The sequence below is a fragment of the Brevundimonas sp. genome (assembly GCF_036963785.1).
In the GTDB taxonomy this organism is placed as follows: domain Bacteria; phylum Pseudomonadota; class Alphaproteobacteria; order Caulobacterales; family Caulobacteraceae; genus Brevundimonas.
Genome location: NZ_JBALUS010000001.1, coordinates 291,658 through 314,958 on the forward strand (window position 1 = coordinate 291,658; position 23,301 = coordinate 314,958).

General features: G+C 68.0%; 21 protein-coding genes and 1 pseudogene. 10 read left to right on the forward strand and 12 right to left on the reverse strand.

The window, feature by feature from the left end:
* Positions 1 to 83: 83 nt before the first annotated feature.
* Positions 84 to 1,496, reverse strand: coding sequence for a sensor histidine kinase (locus V7672_RS01510; protein WP_335622907.1), 1,413 nt, complete (start codon positions 1,494 to 1,496; stop codon positions 84 to 86).
* Between the two features lie 124 nt (positions 1,497 to 1,620).
* Here V7672_RS01510 and V7672_RS01515 point away from each other — a divergent pair, with 124 nt between their 5' ends.
* Positions 1,621 to 3,894 carry an ATP-binding protein gene (locus tag V7672_RS01515; RefSeq protein WP_335622908.1) on the forward strand — a complete coding sequence of 758 codons (2,274 nt, stop codon included), beginning with the start codon at positions 1,621 to 1,623 and terminating at the stop codon, positions 3,892 to 3,894.
* Here V7672_RS01515 and purD read toward each other — a convergent pair.
* The 3 genes from purD to V7672_RS01530 all read right to left on the reverse strand — a co-directional run bounded on the left by purD (position 3,891) and on the right by V7672_RS01530 (position 5,923).
* Positions 3,891 to 5,177 carry a phosphoribosylamine--glycine ligase gene (gene purD, locus V7672_RS01520; RefSeq protein ID WP_335622909.1) on the reverse strand — a complete coding sequence of 429 codons (1,287 nt, stop codon included), beginning with the start codon at positions 5,175 to 5,177 and terminating at the stop codon, positions 3,891 to 3,893. The genes V7672_RS01515 and purD overlap by 4 nt on opposite strands.
* Positions 5,178 to 5,246: 69 nt before the next feature.
* On the reverse strand, positions 5,247 to 5,450 hold the full coding sequence (locus tag V7672_RS01525; RefSeq protein WP_335622910.1) for a helix-turn-helix transcriptional regulator: 204 nt from the start codon (positions 5,448 to 5,450) through the stop codon (positions 5,247 to 5,249).
* Positions 5,447 to 5,923, reverse strand: coding sequence for a hypothetical protein (locus tag V7672_RS01530; RefSeq protein WP_335622911.1), 477 nt, complete (start codon positions 5,921 to 5,923; stop codon positions 5,447 to 5,449). The genes V7672_RS01525 and V7672_RS01530 overlap by 4 nt, the downstream gene beginning before the upstream one ends.
* Before the next feature lie 162 nt (positions 5,924 to 6,085).
* Between V7672_RS01530 and xseA the strand changes: the two genes are divergently transcribed.
* The 4 genes from xseA to V7672_RS01550 all read left to right on the forward strand — a co-directional run bounded on the left by xseA (position 6,086) and on the right by V7672_RS01550 (position 9,262).
* Positions 6,086 to 7,561, forward strand: a complete 1,476-nt coding sequence (xseA, locus tag V7672_RS01535; protein ID WP_335622912.1) for an exodeoxyribonuclease VII large subunit — start codon at positions 6,086 to 6,088, stop codon at positions 7,559 to 7,561.
* 38 nt (positions 7,562 to 7,599) lie between these two features.
* Positions 7,600 to 7,827, forward strand: a complete 228-nt coding sequence (locus V7672_RS01540; RefSeq protein ID WP_335622913.1) for a DUF2093 domain-containing protein — start codon at positions 7,600 to 7,602, stop codon at positions 7,825 to 7,827.
* Positions 7,824 to 8,654 (forward strand): M23 family metallopeptidase, encoded by an 831-nt coding sequence (locus V7672_RS01545; protein ID WP_335622914.1) that lies wholly within the window; start codon positions 7,824 to 7,826, stop codon positions 8,652 to 8,654. The genes V7672_RS01540 and V7672_RS01545 overlap by 4 nt, the downstream gene beginning before the upstream one ends.
* Before the next feature lie 98 nt (positions 8,655 to 8,752).
* Positions 8,753 to 9,262, forward strand: coding sequence for a response regulator (locus V7672_RS01550; protein WP_335622915.1), 510 nt, complete (start codon positions 8,753 to 8,755; stop codon positions 9,260 to 9,262).
* Here V7672_RS01550 and V7672_RS01555 read toward each other — a convergent pair.
* Both V7672_RS01555 and V7672_RS01560 read right to left on the reverse strand, forming a co-directional pair.
* Positions 9,217 to 10,170 (reverse strand): lysophospholipid acyltransferase family protein, encoded by a 954-nt coding sequence (locus V7672_RS01555; protein WP_335622916.1) that lies wholly within the window; start codon positions 10,168 to 10,170, stop codon positions 9,217 to 9,219. The genes V7672_RS01550 and V7672_RS01555 overlap by 46 nt on opposite strands.
* Positions 10,145 to 10,915, reverse strand: a complete 771-nt coding sequence (locus tag V7672_RS01560) for an SDR family NAD(P)-dependent oxidoreductase (protein WP_335622917.1) — start codon at positions 10,913 to 10,915, stop codon at positions 10,145 to 10,147. The genes V7672_RS01555 and V7672_RS01560 overlap by 26 nt, the downstream gene beginning before the upstream one ends.
* Before the next feature lie 121 nt (positions 10,916 to 11,036).
* On the opposite strand from V7672_RS01560, the gene tipF reads away from it, so the two are divergent.
* Positions 11,037 to 12,311, forward strand: coding sequence for a flagella assembly cyclic-di-GMP phosphodiesterase TipF (gene tipF, locus V7672_RS01565; protein WP_335622918.1), 1,275 nt, complete (start codon positions 11,037 to 11,039; stop codon positions 12,309 to 12,311).
* Between the two features lie 43 nt (positions 12,312 to 12,354).
* Here the strand turns inward: tipF and V7672_RS01570 are convergent, their stop codons facing one another.
* Positions 12,355 to 12,927 (reverse strand): hypothetical protein, encoded by a 573-nt coding sequence (locus tag V7672_RS01570; RefSeq protein ID WP_335622919.1) that lies wholly within the window; start codon positions 12,925 to 12,927, stop codon positions 12,355 to 12,357.
* A 156-nt stretch (positions 12,928 to 13,083) separates the two neighbouring features.
* The gene (locus tag V7672_RS01575; protein WP_335622920.1) at positions 13,084 to 13,434 is read right to left on the reverse strand and encodes a YMGG-like glycine zipper-containing protein; all 351 of its coding nucleotides are present in this window, start codon (positions 13,432 to 13,434) and stop codon (positions 13,084 to 13,086) included.
* Between the two features lie 164 nt (positions 13,435 to 13,598).
* Between V7672_RS01575 and V7672_RS01580 the strand changes: the two genes are divergently transcribed.
* From V7672_RS01580 to ileS, 4 genes are all read left to right on the forward strand, one after another.
* Positions 13,599 to 14,468: a TIGR01459 family HAD-type hydrolase gene (locus tag V7672_RS01580; protein WP_335622921.1), complete on the forward strand. Its 870-nt coding sequence runs from the start codon at positions 13,599 to 13,601 to the stop codon at positions 14,466 to 14,468.
* 38 nt (positions 14,469 to 14,506) lie between these two features.
* Entirely contained in the window at positions 14,507 to 14,968 is a 462-nt protein-coding gene (locus tag V7672_RS01585; protein WP_335622922.1) for a MaoC family dehydratase, read from the forward strand.
* Between the two features lies 1 nt (position 14,969).
* Positions 14,970 to 15,917 (forward strand): bifunctional riboflavin kinase/FAD synthetase, encoded by a 948-nt coding sequence (locus V7672_RS01590; RefSeq protein ID WP_335622923.1) that lies wholly within the window; start codon positions 14,970 to 14,972, stop codon positions 15,915 to 15,917.
* A 170-nt stretch (positions 15,918 to 16,087) separates the two neighbouring features.
* Positions 16,088 to 19,012, forward strand: a complete 2,925-nt coding sequence (gene ileS, locus V7672_RS01595) for an isoleucine--tRNA ligase (protein ID WP_335622924.1) — start codon at positions 16,088 to 16,090, stop codon at positions 19,010 to 19,012.
* A gap of 701 nt (positions 19,013 to 19,713) precedes the next feature.
* On the opposite strand, the pseudogene dxs reads toward ileS, so the two are convergent.
* From dxs to V7672_RS01615, 4 genes and pseudogenes are all read right to left on the reverse strand, one after another.
* Positions 19,714 to 21,628, reverse strand: a pseudogene (dxs, locus tag V7672_RS01600) (1-deoxy-D-xylulose-5-phosphate synthase); the annotation flags it as partial.
* Positions 21,629 to 21,747: 119 nt separating this feature from the next.
* The gene (locus V7672_RS01605; RefSeq protein ID WP_335623267.1) at positions 21,748 to 22,623 is read right to left on the reverse strand and encodes a polyprenyl synthetase family protein; all 876 of its coding nucleotides are present in this window, start codon (positions 22,621 to 22,623) and stop codon (positions 21,748 to 21,750) included.
* A gap of 32 nt (positions 22,624 to 22,655) precedes the next feature.
* Positions 22,656 to 23,009: a tRNA-binding protein gene (locus V7672_RS01610; RefSeq protein ID WP_335622926.1), complete on the reverse strand. Its 354-nt coding sequence runs from the start codon at positions 23,007 to 23,009 to the stop codon at positions 22,656 to 22,658.
* Complete coding sequence (locus V7672_RS01615; RefSeq protein ID WP_123287568.1) at positions 23,009 to 23,260, reverse strand: exodeoxyribonuclease VII small subunit; 252 nt, start codon at positions 23,258 to 23,260, stop codon at positions 23,009 to 23,011. Before V7672_RS01615 ends, V7672_RS01610 begins: the two co-directional genes overlap by 1 nt.
* Positions 23,261 to 23,301: the final 41 nt, after the last annotated feature.

Here is a 23,301-nt window from a genome sequence, read left to right on the forward strand (position 1 = left end):
GACCGCAATCCTGCAGTCATCAAAAGTGCGCGGACCCTGCCCGTGATTGGTCAGCGGATTACGACGGGTCCATGACAGTTCGGTTACACCGTCGGGGTCGGCGTGGTTAAAGGCCGTTTCGACAGGGGAAAGAAGGCGGTAAAGGCCGCGCCCTCACCCGGCAGGCTCTCGACCAGCAGGCCCCCGCGATGCCGGTTGACGATGTGTTTGACGATCGCCAGCCCGAGTCCGGTCCCCGGACGGTCGCCTCCGCTTTTCTGGCCCTCGACGCGATAGAATCGTTCCGTCAGGCGCGGCAGATGCTCGCGCGACAGGCCCGGCCCGTGATCCCGCACTGTCACAGCGGCATAGGTCAGGCCATCGTCGCGGTCCGGCGTCAGAAGAGGCAGGCGCGCCGCGCCGGGCATGCGGGCAGCCGCCGCTGCAGCCGGGGTCAGGCCGCTGCGAATCTCGACCTCGATCCGGCCGTCGCGCGGCGAATATTTGATGGCATTGTCGACCAGGTTCTGGATCACCTGAACGATCTCGTCCCGCTCTCCCTTGATCCGCACCGCCTCATCGGGAGCGTCGACGACGATCTTCACCCCGTGATCGTGTGTCAGCACACTCAGCGCATCGACCACATCGGCCGTGGCGCGCCCCAGATCCAGGTGCCCGGACGGCGGCACGTGCTCGTTCAGTTCGATCCGGCTCAGCGACAACAGGTCGGCGACCAGACGCGTCATGCGCTCGGCCTGCGCCGCCATGATGTCGAGGAACCGGTCCCGCGCCACCGAGTCCTCGCGCGCATGCCCCTTCAGCGTCTCGATAAAGCCGGACAGCGACGCCAGCGGCGTGCGCAGCTCGTGACTGGCATTGGCGAGGAAGTCGACGCGCATCAGCTCCATCCGCCGCACATCCGTCTCGTCCCGCAACATCACCAGCGCCAGGGTCTGCGCGTCCGACCCCGGCAATGGACGCGTCACCGCCCGCCAGTGACGGGCCTGAACCCCGCCCGAGTCGAAATCCGTCTCGCGGCTGACGCCCCCGAACAGGGCCTCGTCGACCGCCTCCAGCAGGCCGGGATCGCGCAGCGCCGACACCAGGATCGCCCCCTCGCGCGGAATACGCAGCAGGTCCCGCGCCGCCCGGTTGGCCAGCAGGATGCGCCGCCCGGCCATGTCATCCGGCTCCCCGCCGCGCACGACCATCATGGGATCGGTGACCGTCTCGAACACCTCTTCCAGCAGGGTGGCCTGCCCCTCGGCCCGGGCGTCCGTGCGGCTGTCGGTCACGGGCGCCGTTTCGCCCTGCCCGGACACTGGCCGCTGCCGCGCCACCATCCAGGTGCTGAGGGCGACCAGCAGCGCACCTGCCAACAGCGGCGGCGCATGTTCCGGATCATAGACCGCCAGCGCCAGCAGGATCAGAACCGCCAGCCCCCCGGACGCGCCCGCCGTCCACAGCCGTGACCCGGGCGAAGGGGCGACGGGCGAAGGGTCCTGAGTGTCGGGCATGCCCTGTGATGCGCGTGAACTGTGAAATCCGCAAGACAGCCCCAGGCCACCGGATCGCGGCGAGAGTACGGAATCTTCACCAGTCTCGCCTAGCCTCCCGCTCAACTAGGGGGATACCGGCTTCGTGAATACCGTCCTGCTTTGCCTCACGACCGAGCACAACTGGCCGATGGTGGTTTTGGCCGCCATCGTGTGCTTTGGCGGGCTGGCGGCCGCTCTATCCCTGTATGATCGGGCCCGTACGGCCGAAGGTCGACTGCGTTTCATCATCGGGGGCGGCGCGGCCCTGACCGGCGCACTGGCCGTCTGGACAACCCACTTCACCGGCATGCTCGGCTACGAGCCCGGCGTCCCTCTCCGCTATGACCTCGGCCTGACGATCGCTTCCTTCGCCGTCATCGTCGTCGCCAGCCTGGGCACGGCCCTGATCGGCCTCGTCGGCCGGACGGTCCCGGCACGCATGCTGGCGGGTGTCTTCGGCGCGACCGGCGTCACCGCCATGCATTTCATGGGCATGTCGGCCCTCCACTTTCAGGGAACCCTGTCGTGGAATCTGCCCCTTGTCGCGGCCGCCGTCCTGATCGGCACGGCCTTCGCTGTGGCCGGCGGCTGGGTACACGCCCGGGGCGGATGGAAGGGCACGCTGGGCGCCACCATACTGGCCACGCTGGCCGTGGCTTCCCTGCACTTCATCAGCATGGGCGCGCTCGTCCTCAACATCGACCCGACCCTCGTCGTCGACCATCGGGCCTATTCCGGGACCGCCGTCCTGACTGTGATCAGTGTGGCCATGGGTGTTCTGGTGCTCGCCGGTGCTCTGTCCACGGCCCTGACCTACTGGTCGCGCACCAGTTCTCTTCGCCAGCTGCGCGAGGCCATCGATGCCATGCCCGACGGCCTGGGCTTTTTCGATGCCGATGACCGTCTGGTGCTGTGGAACGCCCGCTACGCCGAGGTCAATCCAGAGCTGGCGACCCGTCTGGAACGCGGCATGACCTTCCGCCAGATCCTCGAGATCGGCATCTCCGAGGGCCTCTACAGGGAAGCCGTCGGTCGGGAAGATGAGTGGATCGCCGAACGTCAGGAAGCCCGCCGTGCCCTGTCCGTGACCCTGGAACAGCGGATCGCCGGCGGACGCTGGCTGCGCGTCCAGGACCGGATGACGGCCGCCGGCGGCATCGTCACGGTGGTCAACGACATCACTGACCTCAAGCGCGACGCCCAGGCTTTGGCGGAGGCCCGCGATGCGGCCGAGGCCGCAAACGCCGCCAAGAGTCAGTTCCTGGCCAATATGAGCCACGAAATCCGCACGCCGCTCAACGGCGTCATCGGCGTCGCCCAGGCCCTGTCGCACACCGACCTCAGCCAGGACCAGCGCGACATGCTCAAGCTGATCGACGCCTCCGGCCGCACGCTCCAGATCCTGCTCAGCGACATCCTTGACCTTGCAAGGGTCGAGTCGGGCCGCCTGCAGTTGAACAACGAGGCGATGGATCTGCATCAGGCGGTCCAGGAAGCGGCCCAGCTCTATGCCGAGACCGCTCGCGAAAAAGGCCTGCAATATATGGTCGAGGTCGCCGACGACTGCCCCCGCTGGATCGAGGGTGATGTCGTCCGTCTGAAGCAGGTGCTGACCAATCTTGTCTCCAACGCCGTCAAATTCACCACCGAGGGCATGGTCCAGTTGACGGTCGGCGTGGACCGTGACGCCACCGGTCACGAAACGCTTCGCCTGGCCGTTGCGGACACGGGCATCGGCTTTGACTCCGCCACGCGCGACCGCCTGTTCAGCCGCTTCGAACAGGCCGACGGCGGCATCACCCGTCAGTTCGGCGGATCCGGCCTCGGGCTCGCCATCTGTCGCCAGCTGGCGGAAATGATGGACGGCACCCTGGACTGCGAAAGCGAATACGGCGGCGGATCCTGCTTCATGCTGACGGTGCCGCTAAAGCGGGCGTCGCCGCCAACCGCACTGGTAACCGAGAGCCCCGAGGCCGAGGCCCGCGCGGGACTCAGCGTTCTGGTCGCCGACGATCATCCGACCAACCGCAAGGTGGTCGAACTGATCCTGTCCCAGATCGACGCCCGCATGGTGCTGGTCGAGAACGGCCAGCAGGCGCTCGACGCCTGTCGCGACGACCACTTCGACATTGTGCTGATGGACATGCAGATGCCGGTCATGGACGGCCTGACCGCTACCCGCGAGATCCGCGCGCTCGAAGCCCGCGAGGGCCGCCCGCGTACGCCGGTGGTGATGCTGACCGCCAACGCCCTGGCCGAACATGTCGCGGCTGCAAATGCCGCCGGCGCCGACCGCCATCTGGCCAAGCCCTTCGACGCCGCCGAACTGATCGAGACCGTGCTGCACCTGCCCGACCAGGCCCGCCAGGCGGCCTAACCGTCGTCACGCGGCTCCAGGGCCCGCCAGCCGATATCGGACCGGTAGAACCCGCCCGGCCAGTCGATCTTGCGCACGGCGGCATAGGCCCGCTCGCGCGCCTCGGCGATATCCGCCCCGCGCCCACAGACGTTCAGCACCCGCCCGCCCGAGGCCACCAGGCTGCCGTCTTCCCGCCGCGTCGTTCCGGCGTGAAAAACCTGCACATGCGGACCGAAATCCTGATCGGCACCGCGGATCACCGACCCGGTCAGAGGACTGTCGGGATAGCCCTTGGCCGCCATCACCACACTGATCACGACCCCGTCGTGGAATTCGGGCTCGGGCACCCGGCTCACATCGCCCCGCGCGCAGGCCAGCAGCAGCGGCACCACATCGCCCTTCAGCCGCATCATCAGCACCTGGCACTCGGGGTCGCCGAAGCGGGCGTTGAACTCGACGACCCGCGGCCCCTCGGCGGTGGCCATCAGCCCGACATACAGCACGCCGCGATAGGGATTTCCCTCGGCCGCCATGCCCGCCATGGTCGGTTTGACGATCCGGCCTTCCGCCGCCTCGACCAGATCGGGGGTGAACACCGGCGCCGGCGAATAGGCCCCCATCCCGCCCGTGTTGGGCCCCATATCCCCGTCAAAGGCGCGCTTGTGATCCTGGGCCCCGCCGAACAGGCGCGCGGTCTTGCCGTCGCACAGGGCGAACAGCGATCCTTCCTCGCCCTCCATGAACTCCTCGATCACCACCCGGGCGCCGGCGCTGCCGAACCGGCCACCCAGCATCCGCTCGATCTCGGCCTCGGCGTCCTTGCGGTCGGGGCTGATCGCCACCCCCTTGCCCGCCGCCAGACCATCGGCCTTGATCACATAGGGGGGCTTGAAGACCGCCAGCGCCTCGCGCGCGTCCTTCAGGGTTTCATAGACGCCGTAACCCGCCGTCGGAATGTCGTGGCGCTCCAGGAATTCCTTGGCAAAGGCCTTGGACGTCTCCAGTCGCGCGGCCCGCGCCGTCGGCCCGAAACAGGGAATACCCACGGCATCCAGCCGGTCGGCCAGCCCCGCCTCCAGCGCCATCTCAGGCCCCACGACGACCAGATCGGCCTTGATCTCGCGCGCCAGGGCCGCCAGCGCCTCGGCATCGTCGGCCTTCACGTCCGCGCGCATCTCGCCCAGCTTCGCCATGCCGGGATTGCCCGGCGCCACGACCAGCCGTCGGCACAGGGGTGATCTGGCGATTTTCCAGGCCAGCGCATGCTCGCGCCCGCCCGATCCGACGAGGAGGATATTCATGCCCGCGACATGACCGCGACTGCACAGACGGTCAAGTCACGGATCGCATCAAGCGCGTGGGTCGTCCGATCAGGAAGGCGGCCGGTCTCGCTCGAACACCTCCTCGATCGTGCACTCGAACGCCTCCGCGATAGCAAACGCCAACGGCAGCGAAGGATCGAAATGGCCGTTCTCGATCGAGTTGATCGAATTGCGCGACACCCCGACCCGCGTCGCCAGTTCCGCCTGGCTCCAGCGGCGGTCAGCACGAAGAACTCTGATCCTGTTTTTCACGACGGGTCGCGCGCATCCCGCGACATCCAGACGTGCCAGCCCAGACTCAACAGCATTGTGCAGATGGCCTGCGAGACAACCACCGCCATGAAGCCGACGGTGAACGTCATGATCACGAGGCGCGCATCCGGGCTCGCCATCCCGCCCCAGATTTCGGCGCCGGCCACGATCATGTCACGGACCGGAGGCACGGCGAGCAGCAGGGCGACTATCCCGGCGCCGATCGTCCAGCCCCACTGGCTCGAGAACCGGGCATTGCTTCGCTGCCATTCATCGATCTGGCGATCATTCAGAATGGTGAGCGCGAGACTCGCCAGCACGGTCAGCGCGGCGGCGATCCCGGTCACGAGAAAGATCAGCCCGTCGGGTTGCTGCCTCAGCCACGGAATGGCGGCGATGATCGCGATGGGCGGGACGACCATGACGACGGCGAGTGCCTGGACGCGGGCTCGGTTTCGGGCGGGCGAAGCCATAGGGGTTTCTCCTTGATCGACGGCAGCGCGTGCCCGTTGAACGAACAGCACACTTGTCATATTGCAAAGTTCACTTGGCATATATCCACCACACCGTCAAGGCTGCTGCTTCGCCGCCGCGCCCCGGTTCCCCCCACCCTCTCGCCCCGCTAGTCTCCGCCGATGACCGACGACTCCTACGCCTTCGAAGGACCCGCGGCGGCTGCGCCCGCAACCGGCGACAACAATCCGCCCGTCTCGATCTCCGAGCTGGCATTCGCCCTCAAGCGCACGCTGGAGGACCGGTTCGGCCATGTCCGGCTGCGCGGCGAGATTTCCAAGGTCAACCGCCACGCCTCGGGCCATGTCTATCTGACGCTCAAGGACGACAAGGCCTCGCTGGACGGGGTGGTCTGGAAGGGGCAGGTGCGCGGCCTGTCGATCCAGCCCGAGACCGGGCTTGAGGTCATCGTCATCGGCAAGATCACCAGCTATCCGGCCCGCTCCAGCTACCAGATCGTCATCGACAGCATGGAGGCGGCGGGCGCTGGCGCCCTGCTGGCCCAGCTGGAACGGCTGAAGGCGAAACTGCGCGACGAGGGCTTGTTCGATCCGGCGCGCAAGGTCGCCCTGCCCGGCTATCCGCGCGTCATCGGCGTCATCACCAGCCCGACCGGGGCGGTGATCCGCGACATACTGCACCGCATCCGCGAGCGCTGGCCCTGCCATGTGCTGGTCTGGCCCGTGGTCGTCCAGGGTGAGGTCGCGGCCCGTCAGGTGGCCGCCGCCATCCGCGGGTTCGAGGCCCTGACGCCCGGCGGTCCCATTCCCCGTCCCGATGTGCTGGTCGTGGCGCGCGGCGGCGGCTCGGTCGAGGATCTCTGGCCCTTCAACGACGAAGAGCTGGCCCGCGCGGTGGCCGCCTGTTCCATTCCGCTGGTCTCGGCCGTGGGGCACGAGACCGACACCACCCTGATCGACTTCGTCTCCGACCGGCGTGCCCCCACCCCGACCGGGGCTGCCGAAATCCTGACCCCCGTCCGGGCCGAACTGGTGGCCACCCTCGCCGATCTGGAGCGCCGCCGCCTGCAGGGCGCCGCCCGCCTGATCGAGGATCGCCGCACCCGCCTGCGCGCCACCGCCCGCGGCCTGCCGAAGCGGCCCGAGGACCTGCTGGGTCTGGCCCGCCAGCGTCTGGACCATGCCTCCAGCCGCCTCGGCTCGGCGCTGGGCCGCAACGTCGCCGTCCACCAGCACCGCCTGGCCGTACTGCAGGGCCGTCTGGGCCGGGGCCTGCTGGACCGGGGGCTGGAACGGCGCGCCACCCGGCTGGCCACGCTGTCCGAGAAGCTGTCCGTGCCGCCGCGCGCCCTCGACCGTGGCACCCAGTCGCTGATCACCCTTTCGCGGGCCCTGAACAGCCTCAACCCGCGCACGCCCAAGCCCGGCTTTGCCCGCGTCGAGGCCGAAGACGGCCAGTGGCTGACGGCCGCCGGCCAGATCGCGCCGGGACAGGCGCTCGGCCTGGTCTTCGCCGACGGTCGGGTCGACGTCCGCGCCGGGGACGGCACGGCCCCGGCCCCGGCTCCGACGCCCGCGCCGACGCCCAGGCTCCGCCGTGTTGCACCGCCGCCACCCGATCAGGGCGACCTGTTCTGACCGCTTCCGTAATTTCCCGCACACGCTAGACTGGCGTCATGGACGTGAGGGGCGACAGGTCCGGCCAGAGCCGGGTGGACGGGCAGGAAGCGCGGCTGCGCTATGCCGACGGCGATTTCGTCATCATGACCAGCGGTGCCTTCGTGCGCTGCGCCGTCAGCGGCCGCCCCATCCCGCTTCCGGCCCTGCGCTACTGGAGCGTCGCCCGGCAGGAAGCCTATTTCGGCCCCGAAGAAGCCGTCCAGAACCTGGCTCCGCCGAAATGACGCTCGACCGCCGCGCCCTTCTGTCCGGCCTGGCGGTCTCTGGCGTGATGGCCTCAAGCGCCCGGGCCCAAAGCGACCCGCTCAACCTTCAGGGCCGGGCCGTCCAGGGCGGGCATCTGATCGGGCGCAGCTGGCCCCGTGCCCTGATCTTTCTGGACGGAGAGGCCCTGACCACCGCCTCGGCCGACGGCTGGTTCATCGTCGGCTTTGACCGCGACGCTCCCCTGACCCACCGCATCACCGCCCGCTCGGGCAGCCGCGAGCACAGCACCGACGTCACCCTCGCGCAGGGCCAGTTCCCCAGCCACAGCATCAGCGGCCTGCCGCCCTCGACCGTCGCCCCGCAGGATCCGGCCCTGCTGGCCCGCATCCGCGAGCAGGCCGCCATCAAGGCCGAGGCCTATGCCAGTCGCCTGGACGCCGACTATTTCCATGACGGCTTTTCCCCGCCGCTCGAGACCATGCGGGTGACCAGCGCCTGGGGCAGCCAGCGCATCCTCAACGGCACGCCTGCCCAACCCCACTATGGCGTCGATCTCGGCGCCCCCACCGGGGCCCCGATCACCGCCCCGGCTGCGGGCCTCGTCACCCTGGCCGAAAGCGATTTTCACTACGAAGGCGGGCTGATCTTCATCGACCACGGCCAGGGGCTGATCACCGCCTATCTGCACCAGTCCCGCGTCGAGGTCTCTGCCGGCCAGACCGTGTATCGCGGCCAGTTGATCGGCCGGGTCGGCGCGCGCGGCCGGGCCACGGGGCCGCATCTGTGCTGGCGGATGAAATGGCGCGACCGCAATCTCGATCCGTCCCTGCTGCTTCGGGGTTAAGTCGGAACGCCGGGTTTCTCCCCTTGGACCCGGTCGCTTTCATGACTAGGATGTAACAAATCAACGCCCGTTCCCGGGCCCAGCCTTCCTGTGTCTTCATGTCGTCCCTCCAGTCGATTCACATCCTGCTCGTGGACGACAACCAGCACATGCGTGCGATCACCTCGGCCATTCTTCAGTCCGCCGGCATCCGCAAGATTCGCGAGGTGGCCGACGGCTCGGCCGCGCTCGACGCCCTGCGCAGCGACGTCTTCGACCTGGCGATCGTCGATTTCAACATGTTCCCGCTGGACGGCGTCGAGTTTACCCGCCTGGTCCGCAACAGCCCCGACAGCACCAACCCCTATCTGCCGATCATCATGATGACCGGTCACTCCGAGAAGAGCCGTGTGGTCGAGGCGCGCGACGCCGGGGTCACCGAATTCGTGGTCAAGCCGATCACGGCCAAGGCCATCCTCGAGCGCATGAACGCCGTGATCTACAAGCCGCGCCCGTTCGTGAAGACCGACGGCTATTTCGGCCCTGACCGGCGCCGGAACGCGCTCAAGACCTTCAAGGGTCCCTACCGCCGCTCGACCGATGCGGGCCGCGACTCCAGCGACGCATAGACCCGGTCGGGCCAGCGTTTGTGCACCCAGAACCAGTCGACCGGGCTCTCTCGCACCCGTTCCTCGATAAAGCGCGTGATCGCCTGTACCCCGCGCGCGATATCGACCTGCCGGTCCCCGGTCCGCTCCAGTTCGATCGGCTCATACAGCGTCACCCGGAACCGCACCCCCGGCAGCCGCACCACCGACATGGGCTGCAGCACCGTCCCGAACCGCAGCGCCAGCCGACTCGGCCCCGGCGCAGCATTCACCGGCTGACCAAAGAAGGTCACCTCCGGCCCCTCCGAAAACTTCTGGTCATTCATCAGGGCGACCGACTCGCCGCGCGCCAGTCCGGCCAGCAGTTCGCGCGCCCCGTCCCCGCCCTTGGGCGCGAACAGCTTGACCCCGTATCGCGCCCGCGCCGCGATGATCTGGGCGTCGACATAGGGGTTGTTGGCCGCGCGATAGGTGATCTGGCACGGCACGCCCGAGCCGGTGATGGTCGCCGCCAGCGTCTCGATATTGGCGAAGTGGCCGCCCACGAACACCACGGGCTTGCCGCTGTCCCGGATGGCGTGCAGCCGCTCCAGACCGACCACCTCGATCCGGTCCTGCTTGACCAGAAGGTCCATGACGGCCGTCTCGGCAAACGCGCGGCCGGTCTGCTCCCACTGCGCCAGCGCCAGCGCCGAGCGCTCGGCCTCCGGCATGTCGGGGAAGGCGATCCGCAGATTACGCATCACCGTCTTCTGTGTGCCCGTCTTCGGCCCCAAGGTACGCAACAGCCAGCCCCCCAGGGCCGATGCCCGCTCAACCCCCAGCATCCGCATCAGGCCGATAAAGGCGGCAAATCCCGCCGCCTCCAGGCGCCAGATCAAATCCTGACGAATACTGGTCCCGTCACCACGCAATGGTGATGCCACCATCCACCACCAGGGTCTGGCCGGTCATATAGGTCGAGGCGGGCGCGGCCAGATAGACGGCGGCTCCGGCGATCTCGTCGGGCTGGCCGATGCGGCGCAGCGGGGCCGGGTCGGTCGCCACCTTCAGGATCTCGGGGTTCTCCCACAGGTAGCGCGCGAAATCGGTCTTGATCAGGCCCGGCGCGATACAGTTGACCCGCACGTTCGACGGCCCCCATTCGACCGCCAGATTGCGCGCCAGCTGCATGTCGGCGGCCTTGGACACATTGTACGCCCCGATCAGGGCATTGCCGCGCAGTCCGCCGATCGACGACACGATGATCACCGAGCCGTCCTTGCGCTCCAGCATGCCCGGCGCGACCATCTGGATCAGCCAGTGGTTCGAGACCACATTGTTCTGCAGGATCTTGTCGAACTGCTCGTCCGAAATGCCCGCCATCGGCCCGGCATAGGGGTTGGACGCGGCGTTACACACCAGAATGTCGATCTTGCCCCAGGTGCCGATCGTCGTGTCGACCAGCCGCTGCAGGTCTTCCTTCGAGGCGATGTTGCAGGGCACGGCAATCGCCCGCCCCTCGCCGAAGCGCTGGTTGATCTCGGCGGCCACCTCATCGCAGGGCCCGGCCTTGCGCGACGAGATGACGACGTTGGCCCCATGCTCGGCCATCCGCTCGGCGATAGCCTTGCCGATCCCCCGCGACGAGCCCGTAATCACCGCCACCTTGCCGGTCAGGTCAAACAGTTCCATGTGCGCGTCACTCCTCAGATTATCGCTGTCCACCGATTCTTTCTGAATAACCCTAGCCGCAGCGGGCCGATAGCCCGATACTGGATCGATTCCTTCGGGAACACCGGACAGACGGCCTTTTATGCGCACGCTTACTCGTACCGCCCTGATCTTCAGCTACCTGTTCCTGGCCATGACCGTCGGGGCGCTCATCTGGCGTAGTGGTCTGGGCGCGGGTGCCGGCGTCGCGGCTACCTTCGGCGCGCTGGGCGTGCTGGGCGTCATCCACCTCTACCTCACCGGCCACGGACGCGAGCGGGCCCTCAAGGCCGAAATCGCCCAGGTCCGCGACGCTCACCGCCTTCTGGCCGATGCGCTGGAAACCACCCAGGGCGCCCTCACCGAACTGGCCCAGGCCATCGAATCCGGCGCGCTCAACCGCACCGATGAGCTGACGGGCGAGGTCCGCATGCTCGAGGGCCTCATCCAGCAGATGAGCGCCAGCATCGACGAGCGCCTGTCCACCCCGGCGCCTGTCGCGGCCGATACCTTCGAGGGCCGCCGTCAGGCCCAGTCTCACGCCCTGCTGCGCACCGTCCACGACGCCCTGACCGAGGGCCGGGTCGACCTGTACCTCCAGCCGGTCGTGACCCTGCCCCAGCGCCGCACCGTCTTCTACGAAAGCTTCACCCGCCTGCGCGACTCGACCGACCGCGTCATGATGCCGGCCGAATACCTCTCGGTCGCCGAGGGCGAGGGTCTGGTCCCCGCCATCGACAATCTGCTGCTGTTCCGCTGTGCCCAGATCGTCCGCCGTCTGGCGCGCCAGGACCGCAAGGTCGGCGTCTTCTGCAACGTCGCCCTGTCCTCGCTGGGGGATGAGACCTTCTTCCCCCAGTTCCTGCATTTCCTGAATGAGAACCGCGACCTCAACCAGTCGCTGATCTTCGAACTGGGCCAGGCCACCTTCGACGCCCGCGGCGCGGTCGAGGCCCGCAACATGGCCAAGCTGGCCGACCTCGGCTTCCGCTTCTCGATCGACAAGGTCCAGACGCTCGACCTCGACTTCGCCGACCTGCAGCGCTCCGACGTCCGCTTCGTCAAGGTCGCCGCCGACCTGCTGATCGAGCAACTGCTCGACCTCGACGGGGGCTCGCCCTTGCCGTCCCTGCGCGACATACAGGCCGCCGACTTCGCTGCCCTCACCCGCCGCTACGGCATAGAGGTGATCGCCGAAAAGTGCGAAAGCGAACGCCAGATCGTCGACATCCTTGAGCTCGACGTGTCCATGGGCCAGGGCCATTTGTTCGGCGAACCCCGCGCCATCAAGGAACAGGTCCTCGCCGAGACCGACCCCCCCGCCGACTTCCTCCGCTCCACCCTCCGCAGCGCGGAGCAACGGCGCCGGGTGGGGTAGGGGCCTGGCGTCGGCAAACAGAAGCGCAATACATTCCAGAGGATTACTGTAGGTCCGGGGCTTCGCTCAAGCCTCGAGAGTGCTCCTCCCTGCCTTGATAGAATCTTTGGATGATCTGCCTCAGCTCTTTGCGCGCTTCCAATATGCGGACGTTAATGTCTCTAAAGTCCCCCAGCGTATAACGTATTGAATGTCCAAAGGGCGGCTCTAGTATAAGATCGTCAGGATATTTTGCACACAAACGCCAGTTTCCATGAGCAACAAGGTTCCTACCGGAACTAACCCGGCGAACTGACTTTCGAAAACAAGAAAATGATTCAAGTTCGTCGGATGCAACCCATTTGCAGAGCTCCTCAACGAGCTCAAGTCTGGCGTTAAAGCTTTCGACGACGCTGAATATTTGTCTGGCAACAGGGTGAGTGGGGGGCGCGAATCCCGGCTTTAGGTCTATGTAGACGCCCATCAGGAAGCCATAGAGGATCATCAAGTCGTCTTCTATGAGCACCCAGTTTGCCACTATATTCCCCATCTGAGCGGCCAAAGCGGGCCTCTCGAGAAGGATGTCCGCACCCCCACGAAAGGTCAGACCGTCCGTAAAGCGCAGCGGCTGTGGCATCCCATTCCCCCATGACTAGCCCACGCAACGAGTGCCAGCATCTGCATGACCATCGGCAATTCCAAGACTCCCATAAGTCTCGTCTATCGTGTGCCGTCCGAAGCTCGATTGTCGTGATTAGTCCGGGCAAGTAAATCAGATTTCTAGTCCCAGCCCCTACCACCGGCGCTCATCATCCCGCCAGTAGACCCGCTCGCGGCCATAGCGATAGTCGTCGTTGTAGCCGCCAAAGCCGTAGCCGCAGGGATCGTCCTCTTCCGACAGCTCGCTGCCCAGCAGGGCTCCAGCCACGGCGCCGATCGCCGCGCCCTGCTCGCGGTTGCCCTCGCCGGCCACCGCCGCACCGACGGCCGCGCCCAGAAGAGCTCCGGCGCTGATGGCTCGCTCGCGGTTCTTCGCATAGTCGCGCTCGCACGCCGAGGCATAGTCGCCGTAGCCCGTCGTCGCACACCCCGTCAGCATCAGCCCGCAGGCCGCCACCGTCGTCATCGCCAATATGGACCGCATATCGTCTCTCCCTCAAAACCCCCATTCACGAACGCCGGGGCGAGGGGGCTGTTCCGCTCCCTCATCTCCTCCCCATTCATGGGGGAGGAACTCACGCCCCTACTGCCTACTGCCTACCGCCCCTTCCCCTTCCCCCGCCCCGCTGCCTCGGCTAACCACGGCGCATGACCCTGCCCTCCCCCCTGCCCCGCCTGTCCGCTGTTGCGGGCGACTATGATCTGCTGCTGTGCGACGTCTGGGGGGTGATCCATAACGGGCGTGAGAGCTGGCCCGGCCCCTGTGCCGCGCTCAAAGCCTTCCGCGACCAGGGCGGCACCGTGGTTCTGATCTCCAATTCGCCGCGGCCGGCGTCGGATGTGGTGGCGCAGCTGGATGGCCTCGGCGTGCCGCGCGCCGCCTGGGACGGCTTTGTCACCTCGGGCGATGCCACGCGGAGGGAGCTGGCGAAGCGCGCGCCCGGCCCGGCCCTGATCATCGGCCCGCCGCGCGACGCCCCCCTCTATGCCGGCCTCGGCCTCGACGTCACCGAAGACGTGGCCGACGCCGCCTTCGTCTCGGTCACCGGGCCCCGCGACGACACCACCGAGACGCCCGAGGACTACCGCGCCGAGCTGGCGACCGCCGCCGCGCGCGGTATCGACCTGATCTGCGCCAACCCCGACCGCGTGGTCCAGCGTGGCGACACCCTGATCTATTGCGGCGGGTCGCTGGCCGACCTCTATGACCAGCTGGGCGGCCCTGTGGTCATGGCCGGCAAGCCCTTCGCCCCCATCTATGAGCTGGCCCTGACCGAGGCCGGACGCCACCGCCCCGGCCCCGTCGACCGGTCCCGCGTGCTGTGCATCGGCGACGGCGTCATCACCGATGTGCTCGGCGCGGAGGCGCAGGGGCTGGACTGTCTGTTCATCGCCCAGGGCATTCACGGCGACGCCGCGCGCGGCACCGATGGCACGCTCGACCCTGCCCGCGCGGGCGATCTGCTGGTCGCCGAAGGCACCTCTGCCCGCTACGCCGCGCTCGACCTCGCCTGGTAAGGCTCGCCATTCCCTGATTCCGGCGTTAACACCGGCCCATGACACAGACGGTCCAGCAGCACCCCTCCGGGGGCTATATCTTCGAAGAGCTTTACGTCGGCATGACCGCCGAAAAGGCCGTCGAGGTCACCGAAGCCCGCATCCAGCAGTTCGCCGAGGCGTCCGACGACTTCAACCCCGTCCATATGGACGAGGCCTTTGCGTCAAGGACCGCCTATCGCGGCCGCATCGCGCACGGCCTGCTCAGCGCCTCCTTCGGCTCGGCCGTGGTCGGCATGATACTGCCCGGGGCCGGCGCCATCTTCCTCAGCCAGCGCACCAGCTTCCACAAGCCGGTCAAGATCGGTGACGTCGTGGTCGCCCGCATAAGCGTGGCCTCCATGGATGCCGAGACCGCCCGCGTCGTCCTGCGCTGCGAGGGTCTGGTAGGAGAGGATCTGGTCATGGACGGCGAGGCCACCGTCCGCGTCCCCCGTCGCCGCCGCCCGGCCAAAAGCTGACGTGTCCCTGACGGTCATCCGGGACTGGCGAGACCTTGCCCCATCCGAGACGGGGGCCGCCGTCGCCATCGGCGCCTTCGACGGCGTCCACCGGGGCCATCGGGCCGTCATCGACGCCGCGCGCCAGATCGCCCGGCAGCGCGACCTGCCCCTCGGCGTGGTCAGCTTCGAGCCCCACCCGCGCCGCTGGTTCCAGCCCGAGGCCGCCCCCTTCCGGCTGATGTCTCCCGGCCAGATGGAGCGCGCCCTGGACGGTCTTGGCGTCGACCGCCTCTACCGCCTGCCCTTCGACGCCGACATGGCCGCCATGAGCGATCAGGCCTTCGCGCTTGAGATTCTGGGCGGTGGCTTGGCGATCAAACACGCCGCCGTCGGCTTTGACTTCACCTTCGGCAAGGGCCGCTCCGGCTCGCCTGAGGCCCTCGCCCGCTACGGCGAAGCCGCCGGCTTCACGGTCAGCCCCGTCGCCCGCGTCGACGATGCCCATGGCCTGAAATTGTCCTCCAGCGCCGTGCGCGAGGCCCTTCAGGCCGGCGACATGGCCCGCGCCACCGCCATCCTCGGCCGCCCCTTCGCCATCGAGGGCGAGGTCATCCACGGCGACAAGCGCGGCCGCACCATCGGCGTGCCCACCCTCAACATCGCGCTCGGCGACTATATGCGCCCGGCCTACGGCGTATACGCCACCCGTACCCGCCTGGCCGACGGACGCACGGTCGACGGCGTCGCCAGCCTCGGCGTTCGCCCCATGTATCTGCTGGAGCAACCCCTGCTCGAGGTCTGGCTGTTCGACTTCGACGGCGACCTCTACGGCCAGACGGTCGAGACCGATCTGGTCGCCTTCCTCCGGCCCGAGGCGACCTTCGACAGCCTCGACGCCCTCAAGGTCCAGATCGAGGCCGATGCCGCCGCCGCCCGTGCGGCGCTGGCGCTTTCGGCTGGCGCATAGCCCGCCGCCTCTGCTAGACCCGCCTGACCATGACCGTCCGCGTGATCCGTGTGATTTCGATTAGCCGCCCGGCGTAGCGCCGCAGGGGTGACCCCCGCGCTCGCCGGGACACCGCTCTGACAGCGGAATCAAACTTCACGCGAACGATCAACGACACGAGACCTGACCTCATGGCCGACACCGGCGACACTGCTACGACCACCCGCGACTATCGCGACACCGTCTTCCTGCCCGAGACGCCCTTTCCCATGCGCGGCGGCCTGCCGAAGAAGGAGCCCGAGATCCTCGAGGCCTGGGGCGACCTCTATGCCCGCCTGCGTGCCGAGCGCCAGTCGCAGAATGCCCCCCTCTACGTCCTTCACGACGGCCCGCCCTACGCCAACGGCGACATCCACATCGGCCATGCGCTGAACAAGACGCTCAAGGACTTCGTGGTCCGGTCGCGCTTCCTGCTGGGCTATGACGTTGACTACGTCCCCGGCTGGGACTGCCACGGCCTGCCGATCGAGTGGAAGATCGAGGAACAGTTCCGCGCCAAGGGCCGCCGCAAGGACGAGGTCTCCAAGGCCGAGTTCCGCGCCGCCTGCCGCACCTATGCCGAGGGCTGGATCGACGTCCAGCGCGAGCAGTTCAAGCGCCTCGGCGTCACCGCCGACTGGGCCAACCGCTATGCGACCATGGACTATGGCACCGAGGCCGCCATCGTCGCCGAGTTCCACAAGTTCAAGAATTCGGGCCAGCTGTATCGCGGCTCCAAGCCCGTCATGTGGTCGCCGGTCGAGCGCACCGCCCTGGCCGAGGCCGAGATCGAATACCACGACCATGTCTCGCCCACGATCTGGGTGAAGTTCCCGGTCACCGGCGCGACCGACGATCACGACGACGACCTGCTGGCCTTCCGCCACGCCACGCCCGCCATCGTCATCTGGACGACCACGCCCTGGACCATCCCGGCCAACCGCGCCATCAGCTACGGCCCCGAGATCGCCTATGGCATCTATGAGGTCACCGCCATGGAAGAGGGGCTGGAGTTCGAGCCCTGGGCCAAGGCGGGCGACCGGCTGATCCTGGCCGACAAGCTTGCAGGCGAAGTCTTCAAGGCGGCGAAGATCGCCACCTTTACCCGCCTCGGCGACATCAATCCGTCGGGTCTGGAGTGCGCCCATCCGCTGGCCGCACTCGATCCCGGCTATGGCTTTGCCGTGCCCCTGCTGGCCGGCGACCACGTCACCGACGACGCCGGCACCGGCTTCGTCCACACCGCCCCCGGCCACGGTGCCGACGACTATGAGGTGTGGAAGGCCCACGGCCACAAGGAAGTGCCCGAGACGGTCGACGCCGACGGCGCCTACTATCCGCACGTGCCCCTGTTCGCCGGGCTCAAGGTGCTGGAGACCGAGGGCAAGAAGGACAAGATCGGCAAGTTCGGCGCCGCCAACAAGGTCGTCACCGAAAAGCTGATCGAGGCCGGCAACCTGCTGGGGCGCGGCCGGATGGAGCACTCCTATCCGCACAGCTGGCGCTCGAAGGCGCCCATCATCTTCCGCAACACGCCCCAGTGGTTCATCCGCATGGACCAGCCGCTGAAGGCGGGCGAGACCCTGCGCGAGACCGCGCTCAAGGCCATCGACGCCACCACCTTCCACCCGGCGGCGGGCAAGAATCGCATCCGCTCCATGGTCGAGGATCGCCCCGACTGGCTGATCAGCCGCCAGCGCGCCTGGGGCACGCCTCTGGCCATGTTCGTCGACAAGCACACCGGCCAGCCCCTGCACGACGACGCCGTCGATGCGCGTATCCTCGCCGCCATCCAGGCCGGCGGCGCCGATGCCTGGTTCGAAACCCCGGATGCCGACTTCCTCGGCGTCCACGACCCCGACCAGTATGAAAAGGTCACCGACATCCTCGATGTCTGGTTCGACTCGGGCTGCACCCACGCCTTCACGCTCGAGCCCCGCACGCCGGAGCACGGCTATCAGGGCGACCGCCCCTCGCACTGGCCGGCAGACCTCTATCTGGAAGGCTCCGACCAGCACCGCGGCTGGTTCCAGTCCAACCTGCTGGAAGGCTGCGGCACCCGTGGTCGCGCGCCCTACAAGGCTGTCCTGACCCACGGCTTCACCCAGGACGAGCAGGGCAAGAAGATGTCCAAGTCGCTGGGCAACACCACCGACCCCGCGACCGTCATCAAGGAGTCGGGCGCCGACATCCTGCGCCTCTGGGTGGCCCTGGTCGACTATGCCGAGGACCAGCGGATCGGCAAACAGATCCTCCAGACCACGGTCGAGGCCTATCGCAAGCTGCGCAACACCGTGCGCTATCTGCTGGGCGCACTGGCCGGCTTCGACGAGGCCGAGCGCCTGCCGCTGGACCAGATGCCGCCGCTCGAGCGCTTCATCCTGCACCGCCTGTGGCAGCTGGATGGCCAGGTCCGTCAGGCCTATGAGACCTATGACTTCCAGGACGTCGTCCGTCCGGTGATCGAATTCTGCTCGGGCGACCTGTCGGCCCTCTATTTCGACGTCCGCAAGGACAGCCTCTACTGCGACCGCCCCGACGCGATCCGCAGGCGCGCGGCCCGCACAGTCATGCACGAGGTCTTCCTGCGCCTCACCGCCTGGCTGGCGCCCCTCACCCCCTTCACCATGGAAGAGGCCTGGACCACCCGCTATCCGGACGCCGGCACCAACTGCGCCCGCATCATCCCCGACACCCCCGCCGAATGGCAGAACGACGCCGAGGCCGCGCGCTGGGACAAGGTCTGGACCGTGCTGGAAACCGTCAATGAGGCCCTCGAAGCCGCCCGCCGCGACAAGATCATCGGCGGCGCCCTCGATGCCTGGCCCTCGGTCACCCTCCCCGCCGACCTGATGGCCGCCTTCGACGGTCTGGATGCCGCCGAGGTGTTCCGCACCTCGGGCGCCGAACTGTCGGCCGGCGGCGATACGGTCACTGCCCGCATCGACACCGCCGATCACCCCAAATGCGCCCGCTCCTGGCGCCGGGTTCCGGACGTCGGCTCCGACCCCGACTACCCCGACCTCAGCGCCCGCGACGCCGACGCCGTCCGCTGGCTGGACGCGCGGAAGGGGTAATAGCCCTCCCCTCTCCCGGCGGGAGAGGGGGTTGGGGGTGAGGGGCTCTCCGCTTCCGTCGGCGTGAGCCGTCGTACCGGTCATGCCACGGCGTTCGCCGACCGACACCGCCGACCCTCATCCGGCGCTCACGCGCCACCTTCTCCCATCGGGAGAAGGGGCAATGTTGATGGGTCGACCACCGCAGATTGGATAGCCGCCCCCGAATTCCCCCGCCCTTTCAACACCCCCACGGTTTCCCGCACCGTTCTGCCCGACCGGGTCCGGGCGTGTGCAACCCTCCGTCTGTCTCCGTCGCAGGAGAGGGGCTGAGGATCCAGGCACCGAAGCAGCGACAGAGGCCGGTCGAGCGGGACTGCCCGGGGCGAAACCCCGGGGTCCGGGGCGTTTCTGGACGCCTCGCCCGTCGCGGGCCGAGAGACTGGGACCTGCTGTCGAACCGGGACAGGCGAAGTCGGGCGCACAAGCATCCGGGTGCCCGACCCCCGGCTGAAGAGACAGTCCCCCCAGGCGCTCGCGTGAACCGACCGGGGCGGCGCCAGGCTATGGGGCCGAAAATCACACACGCTCCCTGACGGCGAAAGCACGGGAGCACACGGTTCCGGGCCCCCGGCCCATGCGCCGCCCACCTCTCCACAACCTCTGCCCCATGGGCAAGAGGCGCTTCCGCGCATCCGGTCTTTGAAAATCTGAGGGGGTACCGCCCTACGCCCGCACGGCCCCGGTCCGGCCCTCGACCCCCAGCGCGACCAGGGCCGTCGCGGCGATCTGGTCGGCGTTCAGGCCGGCGGCGGCATATTGCACCTCGGGCTTGTCGTGGTCCTGGAAGACGTCGGGCAGGTGCAGGGTGCGGATCTTCAACCCGGCATCCAGCGCGCCCTTCTCGGCCAGCATCTGCAGCACAAAGCCGCCGAAGCCGCCGATCGCGCCCTCCTCGACCGTGATCAGCACCTCGTGCTCGCGGGCCAGACGCAGGATCAGCGCCTCGTCCAGCGGCTTGGCGAACCGGGCATCGGCGACCGTGGTCGACACGCCCCGGGCGGCCAGGGTCTCGGCGGCCTTCAGCGATTCCTGCAGGCGTGTGCCGAGGCTCAGGATGGCCACCGTCGTGCCCTCGCGCACGATCCGGCCCTTGCCGATCTCGAGCGGCGCGGCCAGTTCGGGGATCTCGACCCCTACCCCGTCCCCACGCGGATAGCGGAAGGCGCTGGGCCGGTCGTCGATCTCGAGGCTGGTGGCGATCATGGCGGCAAGCTCCGCCTCGTCGGCTGCGGCCATCAGCACCATGCCCGGCAGGGCGCCCATATAGCCGATGTCGAAGCTGCCGGCGTGGGTCGAGCCGTCGGCCCCGACCAGCCCCGCCCGGTCCATGGCAAAGCGCACGGGCAGCGACTGGATCGCCACATCGTGGACGACCTGGTCATAGCCGCGCTGCAGGAAGGTCGAATAGATGGCGCAGACCGGCTTCATCCCGTCGGCCGCCAGCCCGGCGCAGAAGGTCACCGCGTGCTGTTCGGCAATGCCCACGTCGAAGGTCCGCTCGGGGAAGGCCTGTCCGAACAGATCCAGCCCCGTGCCCGACGGCATGGCCGCCGTCACCGCCACGATCGACGGGTCGCGCTCGGCCCGCTTGATCAGCTCGGTGCCGAACACCTTGGTATAGCTGGGCGCGTTCGAGACCGGCTTGGACTGCTTGCCCGAGATGACGTCGAACTTGGCCACGCCGTGGTATTTGTCGGCGCTGCTCTCGGCCGGGGCATAGCCCTTGCCCTTTTGCGTCACGACATGGACCAGCACCGGCCGGTCGTCGACCGCCGCGGCGTTCTTCAGCACCGGGATCAGGGCATCCATGTCATGGCCGTCGATCGGCCCGACGTAATAGAAGCCCAGCTCCTCGAAGAAGGTCCCGCCGACCACCATGCCCCGGGCATATTCCTCGGCCTTGCGCGCCGCATCGCGGAACGGCCGGGGGAAGTGCTGGGCGACCGACTTTCCGAAGCGGCGCAGATTGCGGTAGGTGCCGCCCGACACCTGCTTGGCCAGATAGGCGCTCATGCCGCCCACCGGCGGGGCGATCGACATGTCGTTGTCGTTCAGCACCACGACCAGCTGCTTGGTGGTCTCGGCGGCGTTGTTCATGGCCTCATAGGCCATGCCCGCCGACATCGATCCGTCGCCGATCACGGCCACGACCTTGTTGGTGTCGCCCTTCTGGTCGCGGGCCGCCGCGAAGCCCAGCCCGGCCGAGATCGAGGTCGAGGCGTGGGCGGCGCCGAACGGGTCGTAGTCGCTCTCCGCCCGCTTGGTGAAGCCCGACAGGCCGCCGCCCTGACGCAGGGTGCGGATGCGGTCGCGCCGTCCGGTCAGGATTTTGTGCGGATAGCACTGGTGCCCGACGTCCCAGATCAAAATGTCCTTCGGCGTTTCGAACACATGGTGCAGCGCCACCGTCAGCTCGACCACGCCCAGCGCCGAGCCCAGATGCCCACCGGTCACCGACACGGCATCGATCACCTCGGCCCGCAGCTCATCGGCCAGCTGCTTCAGCTGGGGCGTCGTCAGGCCCCGCGAGTCGGCGGGAACCTTAACAGTGTCGAGCAGGGGGGTATCAGGCATGGAACGGGCTCAGTGTCGGGCGCGAAGATCGCCCTCGATCTTCTCTACATGATTGAGGGGGGCGCGGAACACCAGTGAGGGATTCATGAGCAATGGCTGATTGCCGCAGGAAACGGCGCTCAGGACCGCCGCTTCAGCACCACATCGACGCAGGCCTTCAGCATCTCGGCATCCTCGCCGAACACATCCAGATGCCCGCGGGCCTGATCGCGCAGGTGGCTGACCCGCTCGCGGGCGGCCTCCAGCCCCAGCAGCGTGACGAAGTTCGTCTTGCCCAGCCGGGCGTCCTTGCCGCCGGCCGCCTTGCCCAGCAGGGCCTCGTCGCCCTCGGCGTCCAGCACATCGTCGACGATCTGGTAGGCCAGGCCCAGATCGTGGGCGAAGGTGATCAGCGCCGCGCGCCGCTCGTCGCGGATGTCGCCGATAATCAGCGGGATCTCGAAGGCGTGGCTGATCAGGGCTCCGGTCTTCAGCCGCTGCATCCGCGCCACCCCGCCCAGATCGTCGCGCACCCCCATCAGGTCGATCATCTGCCCGCCCGCCATGCCCCGCGCCCCCGAGGCATAGGACAGCCGTCGCGCCAGCTCGCAGCGGATGGCCGGATCGTCGTGGGTGTCCGGGTCCAGCAGGATGTCGAACGCCGCCGTCTGCAGCGCATCGCCCGCCAGCACCGCCGTCGCCTCGTCATAGGCCCGATGCAGGGTCGGACGGCCCCGGCGCATGTCGTCGTCATCCATGCAGGGCAGGTCGTCGTGGATCAGCGAATAGGCGTGCACACACTCCAGCGCACAGGCCGCGCGCAGCACCGGCCCCTCGTCCAGATCGAACAGCCGGGACGCCTCAAGCGCAAAGAAGGGACGCAGGCGCTTGCCCGGGCCCAGCGCCGCATAGCGCATGGCCTCTGTCAGGCGGGCCTCGGGGCCGTCGGCGCGGGGCAGCAGCTCGTCCAGCGCCACCGTGATCAGGTCGGCGACCTCGGCGATCCGGTCGATCACCGCCTGTTCCGGAGAGTTGGCGGCCAGCGGGATCAAAACAGCCGCCCGCCGACGGGGACCTCGCGGTCCACCCCGACCAGCACGACCTCGCCGTCCGCATCGGGAAAGCCCAGGGTCAGGACTTCGGACATCACCGGCCCGATCTGGCGCGGCGGAAAATTGACCACGGCCGCCACCTTGCGTCCCACCAGCTGGTCGAGGGTGTAATGGCGGGTGATCTGGGCCGAGGACTTCTTGATCCCGATGTCGAGGCCGAAATCGATCGTCAGTTTGAAGGCGGGCTTGCGCGCTTCGGGAAAGGGCTCGGCGGTGACGATCTGGCCCACGCGAACGTCCACCTTCAGGAAGTCGGCAAAGGTGATCTGCTCGGCGACGGGCCCGGCCATCACTCGAAACCGGCCGGCTCGGCCCGCGCCGCCTTGCCGTCAGGGCCGACGACGATCTGCTCGACGCGCAGCTGGGCGGCCTTGAGCCGCTCCTCGCACAGGGCCTTCAGCCGCGCCCCTTCCTCGTACAGGGTGATCGACTCCTCCAGCGGAGCCTGGCCCGACTCCAGCCGCGAGACGATGCTCTCCAGTCGCGAGAGCGCCTCTTCGAAGGACAGGTCCGGATCGGTTTTGGGAACGTCGGCGGTCATGGCTGCGGTTCTGACAGGCCCGGTCAGGACAGGCAAGACAG